Genomic DNA, 13,336 nt, shown 5'->3' with positions numbered 1-13,336 from the left:
CGCGATCGTTGAACTCGAATCATTCGATACGAGGACAGGAATCGTGCCATGACCAGCACCACATCACCTACCGCATCCGAATCGTCGGTCGATCAGTTCGCCGACGCCGTGTTCGCAGACCTGCTGGGAGCACAGAACGTTTCTGCGCTCTATCTCGGCGATCGACTCGGCTGGTACCGGACGCTTGCGTCCGAGGGGCCGATGACCGCCGACGAGCTGGCGCACCGCACGGGCACCGTCACCCGGTACGCCCGCGAGTGGCTCGAACACCAAAGCGTTGCCGGATACATCACGGCGTTGACGGAGCACGAGCCCGTCCGTTTCGCATTGCCACCGGCGCACGCGGAGGTTCTGGTGAACCAGGACAGCCTGAGTTACATGGCGTCGATATCGCGTTTCTTCGCGGCCACGGGCGCGGCCTTGCCCGCTCTGATCGAGGCGTACCGCAACGGTGGTGGCGTGTCGTGGCAGCAGCTCGGCACCGACGCCCGCGAGGCGCAGGCCTACGCCAACCGGCCCATGTTCCTCGGCCAGCTCGCCCAAGAGTTCATTCCGAAGGTGCCCGACCTGCACAGCCGGTTGCAGTCGCCCGGCCGGGTTGCCGACATCGGTTGTGGCGAAGGCTGGTCGGCGATCGCCCTGGCCCTGGGTTATCCCGAGATCACGGTCGACGGCTTCGACGTCGACGCAGCGTCCATCGCGGCGGCCACCCGAAACGCCGCGGCCCACGGTGTGGGGGACCGGGTGCAATTCAAGATCGCCGACCTGCGGGAATCCGACCTATCTGGTCGGTACGACGCGGTGTTCGCATTCGAATGCGTCCACGACCTGTCCGATCCGGTGGCATTCCTTGCGACCGCGCGACGGATCGCAGCAGCCGCCGCCCCGGTGGTGATCATGGATGAGCGCACCGCGGAAACCTTCTCCGCCGACGCCGGACCCGTCGAACAGCTTCTCTACGGATTCTCTATCCTGTGCTGTCTACCCGATGGGATGTCCGACCCGGACAGTGCCGCAACCGGGACGGTGATGCGCCATTCGACGCTCGAAAGCTACGCTCGCTCAGCTGGATTCGATGGTGCGACGGTCGTCGACATCGATCACGACCTGTTCCGGTTCTACCGCCTCCAATGACGGTGTCCGGCGCCCGAGCAGGCTCCGGATCTCGGCGACGGCGATCCGGCCCGCGGTCGACAGATCGCGGGCTGCGCCTGCCGCATACTCGGCGTTGAACACTTCGGTTCCGAGTCCGACGCGCAGGGCGTCGGAGGCATCCGCGAGCCGGGCGGCCTCCGTTCCGTACGACGGGGTCTGGTCGGGGCGGCAGACCGCGCCGATGAGTTGGGTGGCGGCGCGGTCGGCACCCACGGTTTCAAGCGTGGATGCCAGATTGCGCATGGTGGTCAGCAGGTGCGACCACGATCCGGTGCCGAGCCAGTGTTCGATGACCTCGGCGTAACGCTTCAACGCCGCACCCGGGTCACCGGTGCGGGCTTGCAGGCTGACCGCCGACACTCTCGCGACCCCGGCGACGTAACGACTTTCGACGGAGTCCGCGAGCTCGATCGACCGATCGAAAGCGTCGCCGGCAGCTCTGGGTTCGTCATCGAGGACGGCTTCCCCGTGGATGTACTGCAGCCAGCTCGATTGGGTGGGACTCAGGTCTGCGCCTGCGAAGTCGTCATCGAGTCTCCGCAGGCCGGCCGCGGCATCGGCACGTCTGCCTCCGTACGCGAGAGTCATGATCTGTCCTATCCGGCCGATCAGCTCGTAGTACCTGTGGCCCATCGCGGTGCCGACGTCGACCAGTTCGCCGTAATGGCGGTGCGCTGCGACGAGGTCGCCCTCGAACAGGGTGCAATCGCCGAGTGCTTCGAGCGCGTGCATGCGGTCCCGGGGGTCAGGGTTCGCATTTAAGGCGCTCTCGGCTCGTACCCGGGCCGAATCGAGCTGCTCGGCGATCACCAGACGGTAGGCCGTGGTCGCATCGACGGCTGCGGCGAGCTCGGGCCGATCCTGGACCAGCGGAGTCAGCTTGCCTGCCCAGCCGAGCAGTTCGGTGTGCAGACGAGACACGCCGAACCAGTGCAGATCCACCGACAGTGCCACTGCCGCATCGATGTCGAGGACCCGGGCCCGGCTGTGGGCGACGCGAAGTTCGTCGATCAACTCGGTCAGGCGAACATGCGCTCGGTGCTCATCGGAGGTCTGCAGGATCCGGGCGCACTCGGCCGCGACGGCACCGTAGTAGCGCAAATGCGCGTGCGATGTCTCATCGGCGGGCGGACCGACCACCGAACGCACGGTCTGGAGCATGCGGTAATAGGTTCGGCCGGAACTGATCTCAGTGGACAGCAACGACTGCCTTGCCAGCAGGTCGATTATCGCCGGGTCGACCCGCAAGATGGCGGCGGCATCGTCGGCGCGGACCGCTCCGGCGAACACCGTCCACTGGTCCAAGGTGTCTCGGGCCTCGGCGGGGAGCAGGTCGCGCGACCAGTCGATGGCAGCCCTCAGCGTTCGATGCCGAGGTTCGCCGCCGCGCCGGGTCAGTGGGGTGGTGTCGGTGGACCCGGCGATGTTCGCCTCGATCTGATCGGCCAGATCGGCCACGCCGAGTGTTGCCAGTCTCGCGGCGGCCAATTCGATGGCAAGCGGTAGACCGTCGAGAATCCGGACGATCCGGTTGACGACGGCGGTGTCGCCGTGGCCGAGGGCATCGGGACGGGCTGCCGCAGCACGTATGGAAAAGTACTGTTGCGCAGCCGGATCGGGTCCACCGGTGCCGAGTGGTCGCAGTGGCCATCCGTATTCGCGGGGCATCCCCAGCAGTTCGCGACTGGTGGCGATGATGCGAAGCGCACCGTCACCATCGCCGAGCAATGCCGCCGTCACCGCGCAGACCGCGTCCAAGACATGTTCGCAATTGTCGAGGAGCACAAGGAGATCCAGGTCGCGGGCGGGACGCAAGGCGTCGAGGGGGTCGCCGGCGTCGGTGGTCAGTCCGATGCCGGTGATCACCGCTTCGGAGACAGCGCTCGGATCCGTGAGCGCAGCGAGTTCGACAACGCGGACGCCGGTGCTGCCGTGACCGCGGTAGCGATCGACGACGGCCCGGGCCACCGCGGTTTTCCCCACGCCACCCGGACCCACGATGGTGACCAGATTCGTCCGTTCCAGTAGGGAAGAGATCGCATCGAGGTCGTGGCTTCGGCCGACCAGACCGGCGTCATCGCGCGGATCAGGCGTGGGGCGCGTTGGCGCCGGGAGGTCGTACGCCGCCTGTTGTGCCCGACGCAGATCCTCGGAGGGTTCCAGTCCCGCCTCGGTCAATGCCCGGTGGGCACGACGAAAAGTGTTGATCGCCTCGGCTTGTCGACGGGCAGCGGTGTAGGAACGTACCAGTAACGCCCAGGCCGAGTCGTGGAGTGGATGCTCGGTGACAAGTGCGTCGGCCTCGACGATCGCGTTGTCGTGATCGCCCGATCGCAGCAGTGCATCGGCGAAGTGTTCGCGCGCACTGATTCGGATCAATTCGAGTCCATGTGCGGTGGCAGCGATTTGGGGTAGCCCGGCGAGTTCTCCGAATGCCTTGCCGCGCCACAGTGCGAGCGCGCCGCGCAGATGCTCGGCGGCGGTGGTGGCCGGCAGATCTCTGGCCACCTCGGTCGCCATCCGGAACTCGTCGGCGTCGAGACGGATGCGGGTGCGATCGAGGGAATAGCCCGCGGCGGTGGAGTTGATCACCGGACCGAGCGCTGCCCGCAACCGCGACATATAGCTGCGCAGAGTCCGGTGGGCCGACTCCGGGGGAGTCGAACCCCACAGGGATTCGATCAATGAATCAGCGTCGACATATCGCCCGAATTCGGCGGCCAGGACGGCGATCACCGTTCGCTGGCTCGGGCTGGTGGGAGTGACGTCCACACCGGTGGGGCTCAATACCTGTATCGGCCCCAGGACGCGTATGTCCATGCGGACGAGGATAGGCGCGCGGGCCCCGTCGGGTGGATCGAAAGCGCTACTTGCGCTTCTTCCACTTTCCGCGGCTGACGATTTCGCCGCGAACGAGGAGGAAGATCAGCAAGGCGACGAATCCGAGCAGGTAGAAGTCTTCGACATGACCCTCGTGATTGCCGATCAGCATGGCGAGCAACGCGATGACCGAAACCCAGGCGGCGATCTTGAAGGTCTTGATGCCTTCGCCGTGCCAGCCGAACCGAGCTGAAGGCGCTTCCGCGGGTTCGGGCTTGTACTCGACCTCAGTGCTGGCCACGATTACTCCTGCTGGTTTCGATCCGACTTTTGCTGCGATGAGCATATCGCGACCCGATGCGCACCGGCAGTCGCGGTCCCGTGAGACCTGACGAGACGGCGCGGCGCCGCGCTCGACCGGCGGCGTTGCCGGGCCGGTGCCAGAATGATCCGGTGCCGCTCGAGAACCACACCCGTGCCGACTATCCGAGAGATCTGATCGGATACGGCCCCACGCCCCCGAACCCGCAATGGCCAGGACAGGCGAACATCGCCGTTCAATTTGTCCTGAATTACGAAGAGGGCTCGGAGAACAACGTCCTCGACGGTGATCAGGGGAGCGAGACGTTCCTCTCGGAGATGGCAGGCGTCACGGCCTTTCCGAACCGGCACATGAGCATGGAGTCGCTGTACGAGTACGGGTCGCGGGCCGGTCTGTGGCGGGTGTTGCGAGTATTCGAACGTCGTGGGCTCCCGCTGACGATCTTCGCCGTCGCCCAGGCGATGGCGCGCAACCCCGAGGCGGTCGCGGCTTTTCTCGAACGCGGCGACGAGATCGCCTCACACGGACTGCGATGGCTGAATTATCAGCTCACCGAGCCCGACGTGGAGCGTGAGCACATGGCCGAAGCCATGGAAATCCTCACCGAACTCACCGGCAGCGCACCGCTGGGCTGGTACACCGGCCGCGACTCCCCGAACACCCGGCGCCTGGTCGTCGAACACGGTGGGTTGCTCTACGACTCCGACAGCTACGCCGACGACCTGCCCTACTGGGTGAAGGTTCCCTCGGGCGAAGCGCAGGTCGACCACCTCGTGGTGCCGTACACACTCGACACCAACGACATGAAGTTCGCGTCCCCGGCCGGGTTTCCCTCGGGGGATCAGTTCTATGCCCATCTCAGAGACGCGTTCGACGTTCTCTACGCCGAAGGCGAGGCCGGGGCGCCCAAGATGCTCTCGATCGGTCTGCATTGCCGGTTGGCCGGACGGCCCGCGCGGACCGCCGCACTTGAACGCCTCCTCGATCATGTGCAGTCCCACGACAAGGTCTGGATCACGCGCCGGATCGACATCGCGCGGCACTGGATCGCGACGCACCCGCCGACCGGATAGTGCCGACCGGACAGTCCTCGGGCGAAGGCAGCTACGCGATCTCTGTCAGCGCCAGGCAGAATGTCGCGACCGCGGTCAGCAGGTAAAAGCCGGGAAACGCAATGTTGTAGAACACGCGTGCCCGGCCGTGGAAGATCATCGCGCCGACGAAGAACATCACCAGCCCGGCGGAAGCCGCAACGACCAGTAACGGTGCGTCCATGACAACTCCGATCAGGACACCGAGGGCTCCGGCTGCCTTGCACGTCGCCAGCCACGGAAGCCACGCGATGGGCACGTTCACCTCCGCGGAATTGGCAAGGACAAAGGGGGCCCGGAACCAGTCGGCGACGGCGATGGCCGTATTCAAGGCGACGGTGGCGCCGGCAACGGCGAGATAGATTGTGTGCATGGCCTTTTCACATCCACTTCGATGTTGCGGTCGGAAACGCTTGTAGGGTCACGTCGGGTACTTCCTCAGATGTCGTCGCTCGATGATTGGTGGCACTTCTTCGACGCAGGCGACACCCGAAAGGTGACCCCATGGACCCGGACCTGCTGATCACACAGTTCGAAGTGAATCGCGCCCACCTGCGGGCGGTTGCCTACCGGATCACCGGCAATCTGCATGACGCCGACGACGCGCTGCAGTCGGCATGGATCACGGCCCGCTCCACCGCCCCGGAGACGATCGATCGACCTGCTGCCTGGCTGACCTCGATCACCTCGCGGGAAGCACTCGATGTCCTCCGACGCAGGCAACGACGGGCGGAAGTCGACATCGATCGACTCGACGACCACTGGACCGCTGGGCTGGGGCCGGAGGAGGAGGCGCTCTGGGTCGATTCCGTCGGGCGTGCGCTCCTCGTCGTTTTGGATCGACTCTCGCCTGCGCAACGCGTTGCCTTTGTGCTGCACGACCTGTTCGCCGTGCCGTTCGACGACATCGCCTTGGTTTTGCAACGATCACCGGCGGCGGCCAAAAAGCTCGCCAGTCGGGCGCGTTCCCGCGTCCGTCCGCCGCACGAGGGCATCGCGGCGGTTGCCGACACCGCCCTGGTGAAGGCGTATCTCGAAGCCTCCCGCAGTGGCGACATCGCCTCACTGCTGACGTTGCTGGCTCCCGATGTGATCAGAATCGCCGACAGCACGTTGCTACCGGCACACGTGGCAGCGGTTGTCCGGGGCCGCCATGCCGTCGCAGATCAGACGCGGGATTTCCAGGACCGGGCACTGACCGCGGAGGTTGCGCTGGTCGACGGTCATCCGGCTGTGATCATCGCGCCATCCGGACGCCTCGTCGCGGCGATGCTGTTCGACATCGATGCCGCCGTCATCCACGAAATCCGTGTTGTGCCAGCGGCCGACCTGAGTACGGCCAGAATCGGCATGGCCGCTTCGGCGGGTGCATAGCCGGGAGTTGCGGCGATCGAGGACACTGGAGAGGTGACCACACGTGTTCTCATCCTCGGCAGCACCGGATCGATCGGCACCCAGGCGCTGGAAGTGATCGCCGCCAACCGTGACCGCTTCACGGTGGTGGGCCTCGGCGCAGGCGGGGGAAACGTGGATCTACTCGCCAAACAGATCGTGGACCTCGGATTGTCCGGCTCGGCCGTTGCCGTGGCCGACCCGAACAAGGTGGACAAGGTCGCCGCGATGGCCGGGGTCGAGGGCATTCGCAGCGGACCGGATGCCATGTGTGAGCTGATCGAGAACGTCGAGGCCGATGTTGTCCTCAACGCGGTGGTCGGTTCACTCGGCCTGCGACCGACACTGGCCGCGCTGGCCTCCGGCGCGCGGCTGGCTCTGGCCAACAAGGAATCACTGGTTGCCGGCGGCGCCCTGGTGTTGGCCGCGGCGGCGCCGGGTCAGATCGTCGCGGTCGATTCCGAACACTCGGCGATCGCGCAATGCCTGCGCGGTGGCACCGCCGACGAGGTCGACCGGCTCGTGCTCACTGCCTCCGGTGGACCGTTCTATGGCTGGGACGCAGCACAACTGGTCGATGTCACCCCGGAGCAGGCAGGCAAGCATCCGACCTGGTCGATGGGCCCGATGATCACGCTCAACTCGGCGACGCTGGTGAACAAGGCGCTCGAGGTGATCGAGGCGCACCTGTTGTTCGGTGTTCCTTACGACCACATCGATGTCACCGTCCATCGGCAGTCGATCGTGCATTCCATGGTCACGTTCATCGACGGGGCCACCATCGCCAAGGCCTCACCACCCTCGATGAAGCTGCCGATCGCGTTGGCGCTCGGCTGGCCCGACCGGATCGCCGGTGCCTCCGCGGCCTGCGACTTCAGTCAGGCGAGTACCTGGACTTTTGCCCCAGTCGACAACGCCGTGTTCCCGGCGATCGACCTGGCCCGGGAGGCGGGAACCCGGGGTGGCTGCCTGACCGCAGTGTTCAACGCAGCCAATGAGGCCGCCGCCGACGGCTTCTTCGCCGGTGAGATCACGTTCCCGCGGATCGTCGGGATCGTGGGTGAGGTGCTCGGCGATGCGGATCAGTGGTCCGCGGACCCAGGTACGGTGGATGACGTTCTTGCGGCCGATGCCTGGGCACGCACACGCGCTTCAGCGCTTGTTGCCGGCACGCGCCGCTAAATGATCCAGAAGGGTAAGTACGACCGATGATGTTCGTCTTGGGCGTGGTGCTCTTTGCTTTCGGCTTGCTGGCCTCGATCGCGTGGCACGAGTGCGGTCACATGTGGGCCGCGCAACGTACGGGCATGAAGGTGCGCCGCTACTTCGTGGGCTTCGGTCCGACGATGTGGTCGACGCGTAGGGGCGAGACCGAGTACGGCGTCAAGGCGGTGCCGCTCGGCGGATTCTGCGATATCGCAGGCATGACCACCCACGACGAGGTCGCGCCGGAAGACGAGTCCAGGGCGATGTACAAGCAGAAGCCGTGGAAGCGGCTCGTTGTTCTCGTCGCCGGGCCGGCGATGAACCTGATCCTCGGGTTCGCGCTGATCGTCATCATGGCGCTCGCGTGGGGGCTGCCCAACCTCAACGAAACGCTGCCTGCGAAGGTCGGATCGCTCTCGTGTGTCGGAACCACCATCGAGAACAACGAACTGGCGCCGTGTACGGGCGAGGGTCCGGCCCAGCAGGCCGGTCTGCAGGTCGGCGACACCGTGGTGGCCGCCAATGGCGAGAAGATCGGCAGCACCACCGAGCTGAGCGAGATACTGCGCGCCGGCACGGACCCGGTGACCCTGACCGTCGAGCGTGACGGTTCCGAGCGTGAGGTCATCGTCACCCCGCAACCGGTGACCTCGACCGTGACCGATGAAAAAGGCGTACAGACGACCAAGGAAATCGGGATGGTCGGGATCGGCTACGACAGTGGCTGGCAGAACCCCTCGGTGCTCGGTGCGGTCCCGGCAGCAGCCGGATTCACCGGCGACCTGATGGTGCGGACCTGGGAATCATTGATCTCGCTGCCCTCGAAGATCGGCGACCTGTGGACGTCCGTCACCGGTGGAGAACGCGCCGCCGACACCCCGGTCAGCGTTGTCGGTGCCTCTGTCATCGGTGGTGATGCGGCCGATCACGGTGTGTGGTGGTTCTTCATCTTCCTGTTGGCCAGCATCAACTTCTTCCTGGCACTCTTCAATTTGGTACCGCTACTACCCTTGGATGGTGGGCACATGGCGATCGTCGGCTACGAGAAGGTGCGCAACGCGTTGCGCAGTTCCCGTGGCCTGGCCGCCGGAGCGCCCGTCGACTACATGAAGTTGATGCCGATCACGTATGTCGTACTGGTGATCATGGGTGGATACATGGCCCTGACGCTCACCGCGGACATCGTGAATCCCATCAAGGCGTTCTAGCAACAGCGAAGTTTTTTTCAAAGATCAGGAAGTGACACACGATGAGTGCAGACGCAATTGCTATCGGGCTGGGGATGCCACCGGTTCCTCCGCCGGTACTTGCGCCGCGCCGGAAGACCCGCCAGCTCCAGGTCGGTTCGGTCCCGGTGGGCAGCGACCACCCGGTATCGGTCCAGTCGATGACCACCACAAAGACTCACGACATCAACGCGACGCTGCAGCAGATCGCGGAACTGACCGCATCGGGCTGTGACATCGTCCGCGTGGCGTGCCCCCGCCCTGAGGACGCGGAGGCGCTTCCGGCGATCGCCAAGAAGTCGCAGATCCCGGTCATCGCCGACATTCATTTCCAGCCGAAGTACATCTTCGCGGCCATTGACGCCGGTTGCGCTGCCGTGCGGGTCAACCCAGGCAACATCAAGGAATTCGACGGACGGGTCAAAGAGGTCGCCAAGGCCGCCGGTGCCGCCGGGATCCCCATCCGGATCGGCGTCAATGCCGGTTCGCTGGATCCGCGACTGCTCAAGAAGTACGGCAAGGCCACACCGGAGGCGTTGGTCGAATCGGCGCTGTGGGAGGCGAGCCTGTTCGAGGAACACGGTTTCGGCGACATCAAGATCTCGGTCAAACACAACGACCCGGTGATCATGGTCGAGGCATACCGGCAGCTCGCGGCCGCCTGCGACTACCCACTGCACCTCGGCGTCACCGAGGCCGGACCGGCGTTCCAGGGCACGATCAAATCGGCCGTGGCATTTGGTGCGTTGCTGGCCGAAGGTATCGGCGACACCATTCGCGTGTCCCTGTCGGCCCCGCCGATCGAGGAGATCAAGGTCGGCAACCAGATCCTGCAGTCCCTGAACCTGCGTCCGCGCAAACTCGAGATCGTGTCGTGCCCGTCGTGTGGTCGTGCGCAGGTCGATGTCTACAAACTCGCCGAAGAGGTCAGCGCCGGACTCGAGGGGATGGAGATCCCGCTGCGTGTGGCCGTGATGGGTTGTGTGGTCAACGGACCAGGGGAGGCCCGCGAGGCCGATCTCGGTGTTGCCTCGGGTAACGGCCGGGGTCAGATCTTCGTCAAGGGCGAGGTCATCAAGACCGTTCCCGAAGCGCAGATCGTCGAGACGCTAATCGAAGAGGCGATGCGGATCGCCGAAGCCGCCGGTGAATCCGAATCGGGTGCACCGACTGTCACGGTGAGCTGACCGACTGTCTGGGCGAGCTGACCGACTTTTGGGCGAGTTGAACGGATTGTCCTGAGCGAGCTGAACGAATTGTCACGGTGAGCTGACCGGGCACCTGGTGGACTGGCAGAATGGCGTGAGTACGCAAAATCGTCTGCTAGAGACCTTGGAGCCGCGGTGCTGAAGCTGTTGGGTGACCGTCCGCTCGGCGAGCGGGATTTCTACGCGGTGACCCATGCCCTGGCCCAGGATCCGGTGGCCTCCTGCATGGTGGCCGCCCGGGTCGAAGACCACGGCATCCACCCCAGATCCCTCGGCGGTGAGTTGTGGAGCAACGACCAGCCGATGTCGTCGCTGTGTTTCTCGGGTGCCAACCTGGTGCCGTTGTTCGGCACCGCGGACGACGTGCAGATCTTCGCAGAACGGGCGGTTCGCAATCCGCGTGCGTGCTCGTCGATCGTGGGTCCGTCGGAACTGGTGATGCCGCTGTGGGAGTACACCAGCGAGTACTGGGGTCCGGCCCGTGAAATCCGTTGCAGCCAACCGCTTTTGGCCATGGCGACTGAACCGTCGATCGCCGGTGACCCGTTGGTGCGACGCGTCCGTCTCGACGAGATCGACGCCTATCTGCCTGCTGCGGTGGAGATGTTCATCGGGGAGGTCGGTGTCGACCCCTGCGCCGGCGACGGTGGGCGTTCGTACCGTCGCCGGATCGCCGGACTGATCAACGCCGGCCGGGCGTATGCGCGGTTCGAGAACGGCGAAGTGGTGTTCAAGGCCGAGGTCGGCGCGCTCTCCCGCAGAGTCGGTCAGATCCAGGGTGTCTGGGTTTCTCCGGACAAGCGTGGGCTCGGGCTCGGTACCGCCGGTACGGCAGCGGTTGTCGAAGCGATCGTCTGTGGCGGCAGGACGGCGAGCCTGTACGTCAATTCCTTCAATATCGCCGCGCGTGAGGCGTATCGCCGCGTGGGGATGCAGGAGGTCGGGACGTTCGCGACGGTTCTGGTCGACTGACCACGGATTTCCCTGCGTGGCAAACGGGTTCGGGTGCGTCGCGCAAATAGCATGACCGGTGATGATAGGTATCGCGCGCCGCAGGCCGGTCAAGATGCTTGTGGTTGTTGTCACCACAATCGCCTTGTCGGGCACTGCTCTGGCCTGTTCCGCAGACGACACCGGGCCCGGCGCTGCCGCGCAGCGTTTCTTGGATGCCTTCGCCGACAATGATCCCGAGCGCGCAGGTCAGTCGACCGACCATCCTGACCCGGCGGCGACCGCGGTGAGTGCCACTTGGGACGGTCTTCGGGCAAGTGGCATGTCAGCCGACGCGGGTCAGGTGAAGATCACCGGTGACACCGCGACGGTCAACGCCGACTACACATGGGAGCTTCCCGGCGAGGAGAGCTGGGAGTATTCGGCGACGCTGCAGATGTCCCGGACCGATACCGGGTGGATGGTGCGTTGGGTCCCCTCCGCGATCCATCCTCAGCTCGGTGGGACACAGACGATGTCGCTGCGGACCCTCACGCCGGACCGCGCCCCGGTACGCGAGAGTGATGGAACCAATGTCTTGGTGCCCGGAACGGTCCTCAACATCCAATTCGACGCAGCCGTGGCCGCAGAATCGGATGCGGTGGCGTCCACGGCAAGCGTGCTCGCCGACGCGTTGGGCAGATTCGAACCGGGTATGTCTGCGCAGGTGATCGCCGAACAAGCGACCGGGCGCAGTGGCGCGTATTCCGTGATCACCCTGACCGAACGTGACTTCGATCTGGTGCGTGACCGGCTGGCCGGGCTACCCGGGGTCGACGCCATCGAGCAGGCGGATCTGGTGGCTCCCAACCCCGATTTCGCTCCGGCGTTGCTCGCGCAGGTCAAAAAGGAAGTGTCCAAGGATCTTGACGGGGACACCGGTTGGCAGGTGGTTGCGGTGAACCCCAACGGTGCCGACGCCGGTGTCCTGGCCCAGACCCCACCTGATCCGGCACCCTCCGTGGAGATCAGTCTGTCGCGTCAGGTGCAGGAGGCGGCACAGCGAGCGGTCAACACCCGCAACGACTTTCAGGTGGCGATGGTCGTCATCCAGCCGTCCACCGGGCGCATTCTGGCGGTGGCGCAGAACGAGCTCGCCGACAAGGACGGGCAGATCGCGACGATCGGCCTCTACCCGCCGGGGTCGACCTTCAAGGTGGTGACATCGGTCGCGGCGATGGAGACCGGCCTGGCCACGCCATCGACCATGGTCGGGTGCCCGGGGGAGATCACCATCGGTGAACGGAGCGTGCCCAACTACAACGGATTCGCACTGGGTGTGGTGCCGATGCAGACGGCCTTCGCCCGGTCGTGCAACACCACATTTGCCGAACTCGCCAGTCAGATGGGTCCGTCCGATCTGACCAGGGCCGCGGCGTCGATGGGGATCGGGCCGGAGTATTCGGTGGTCGGATTGCCTCTCGATTCGGGGTCGGTGCCCATTGCGCCGGAGCTCGTGCAACGGACCGAGGACGGTTTCGGTCAGGGCAAGGTGCTCACCAGTCCATTCGGATTGGCGATGGTCGCCGCGACGGTTGCCCACGGTTCGACACCGGTTCCGCAGCTCATCCTCGGGCGAGACACCACGATCGCCGGACCCCATCCGAAGGCCGATGCCGATGCGATCGACGGGATCCGTCCGATGATGCGCGAGGTGATCGCCTCCGGAACTGCGCTGCGGATGGCCGACCTCGGGGTTGTCTACGGCAAAACCGGAGAGGCCGAGGTGGCAGGTGGATCGCATGCGTGGTTCGCCGGATACCGCGGTGACCTGGCATTTGCGACGCTGGTTGTCCTCGGAGGAAGCTCCGACAACGCCGTGGCCGTCACCCACGAGATGCTTGCCGCGCTGCCGGAGTGAGCGCAGGTCGTCAGGTAACTGGCTTTCTAAAAGACGCCCTGCCTATAATTTCCCCGATCGTCGCT

11 protein-coding genes are annotated in these 13,336 nt (G+C 65.2%); 8 read left to right on the top strand and 3 right to left on the bottom strand.

Translation table 11 applies throughout. The features are described 5' to 3' along the window. Positions 1–48 precede the first annotated feature (48 nt). A complete protein-coding gene (locus AC1D75_RS18470) occupies positions 49–1,134 on the top strand; it encodes a class I SAM-dependent methyltransferase (protein WP_495516752.1) in 1,086 nt (361 codons plus the stop codon). Here AC1D75_RS18470 and AC1D75_RS18465 read toward each other — a convergent pair. Together AC1D75_RS18465 and AC1D75_RS18460 are read right to left on the bottom strand one after the other, a co-directional pair. Then, positions 1,063–3,975: an AfsR/SARP family transcriptional regulator gene (locus AC1D75_RS18465; RefSeq protein ID WP_495516751.1), complete on the bottom strand. Its 2,913-nt coding sequence runs from the start codon at positions 3,973–3,975 to the stop codon at positions 1,063–1,065. The two genes, AC1D75_RS18470 and AC1D75_RS18465, sit on opposite strands and share 72 nt — an antisense overlap. Positions 3,976–4,021: 46 nt before the next feature. Further along, a complete protein-coding gene (locus AC1D75_RS18460) occupies positions 4,022–4,276 on the bottom strand; it encodes a DUF2631 domain-containing protein (RefSeq protein ID WP_495516750.1) in 255 nt (84 codons plus the stop codon). A 152-nt stretch (positions 4,277–4,428) separates the two neighbouring features. On the opposite strand from AC1D75_RS18460, the gene puuE reads away from it, so the two are divergent. After that, complete coding sequence (gene puuE, locus AC1D75_RS18455) at positions 4,429–5,370, top strand: allantoinase PuuE (RefSeq protein ID WP_495516749.1); 942 nt, start codon at positions 4,429–4,431, stop codon at positions 5,368–5,370. 31 nt (positions 5,371–5,401) lie between these two features. Here puuE and AC1D75_RS18450 read toward each other — a convergent pair whose 3' ends face one another. Further along, positions 5,402–5,761: a DoxX family protein gene (locus AC1D75_RS18450; protein WP_495516748.1), complete on the bottom strand. Its 360-nt coding sequence runs from the start codon at positions 5,759–5,761 to the stop codon at positions 5,402–5,404. Between the two features lie 131 nt (positions 5,762–5,892). On the opposite strand from AC1D75_RS18450, the gene AC1D75_RS18445 reads away from it, so the two are divergent. The 6 genes from AC1D75_RS18445 to AC1D75_RS18420 all read left to right on the top strand — a co-directional run bounded on the left by AC1D75_RS18445 (position 5,893) and on the right by AC1D75_RS18420 (position 13,271). Further along, complete coding sequence (locus tag AC1D75_RS18445; RefSeq protein WP_495516747.1) at positions 5,893–6,762, top strand: sigma-70 family RNA polymerase sigma factor; 870 nt, start codon at positions 5,893–5,895, stop codon at positions 6,760–6,762. A gap of 33 nt (positions 6,763–6,795) precedes the next feature. Then, positions 6,796–7,962 (top strand): 1-deoxy-D-xylulose-5-phosphate reductoisomerase, encoded by a 1,167-nt coding sequence (dxr, locus tag AC1D75_RS18440; RefSeq protein WP_495516746.1) that lies wholly within the window; start codon positions 6,796–6,798, stop codon positions 7,960–7,962. Positions 7,963–7,988: 26 nt separating this feature from the next. Then, positions 7,989–9,194: a M50 family metallopeptidase gene (locus tag AC1D75_RS18435; protein WP_495516745.1), complete on the top strand. Its 1,206-nt coding sequence runs from the start codon at positions 7,989–7,991 to the stop codon at positions 9,192–9,194. A gap of 41 nt (positions 9,195–9,235) precedes the next feature. Continuing rightward, entirely contained in the window at positions 9,236–10,399 is a 1,164-nt protein-coding gene (gene ispG, locus AC1D75_RS18430) for a flavodoxin-dependent (E)-4-hydroxy-3-methylbut-2-enyl-diphosphate synthase (protein ID WP_495516744.1), read from the top strand. A 156-nt stretch (positions 10,400–10,555) separates the two neighbouring features. Continuing rightward, entirely contained in the window at positions 10,556–11,392 is an 837-nt protein-coding gene (locus AC1D75_RS18425; protein WP_495516743.1) for a GNAT family N-acetyltransferase, read from the top strand. Positions 11,393–11,453: 61 nt separating this feature from the next. Further along, positions 11,454–13,271: a penicillin-binding transpeptidase domain-containing protein gene (locus tag AC1D75_RS18420; protein ID WP_495516742.1), complete on the top strand. Its 1,818-nt coding sequence runs from the start codon at positions 11,454–11,456 to the stop codon at positions 13,269–13,271. Positions 13,272–13,336 lie beyond the last annotated feature (65 nt).

The organism is Williamsia sp. Y712 (genome assembly GCF_059445525.1).
The sequence above is the reverse complement of the archived record's forward strand: the minus strand, read 5'-3'. Positions and strand labels throughout refer to the sequence as shown.

Bases quoted from the DNA above. Each gene is read 5' to 3' on its own strand.
- AC1D75_RS18470 (WP_495516752.1), top strand. From the start codon at position 49: ATGACCAGCACCACATCACCTACCGCATCCGAATCGTCGGTCGATCAG.
- AC1D75_RS18465 (WP_495516751.1), bottom strand. From the start codon at position 3,975: ATGGACATACGCGTCCTGGGGCCGATACAGGTATTGAGCCCCACCGGT.
- AC1D75_RS18450 (WP_495516748.1), bottom strand. From the start codon at position 5,761: ATGCACACAATCTATCTCGCCGTTGCCGGCGCCACCGTCGCCTTGAAT.
- AC1D75_RS18445 (WP_495516747.1), top strand. From the start codon at position 5,893: ATGGACCCGGACCTGCTGATCACACAGTTCGAAGTGAATCGCGCCCAC.
- AC1D75_RS18435 (WP_495516745.1), top strand. From the start codon at position 7,989: ATGATGTTCGTCTTGGGCGTGGTGCTCTTTGCTTTCGGCTTGCTGGCC.
- ispG (WP_495516744.1), top strand. From the start codon at position 9,236: ATGAGTGCAGACGCAATTGCTATCGGGCTGGGGATGCCACCGGTTCCT.
- AC1D75_RS18420 (WP_495516742.1), top strand. From the start codon at position 11,454: ATGATAGGTATCGCGCGCCGCAGGCCGGTCAAGATGCTTGTGGTTGTT.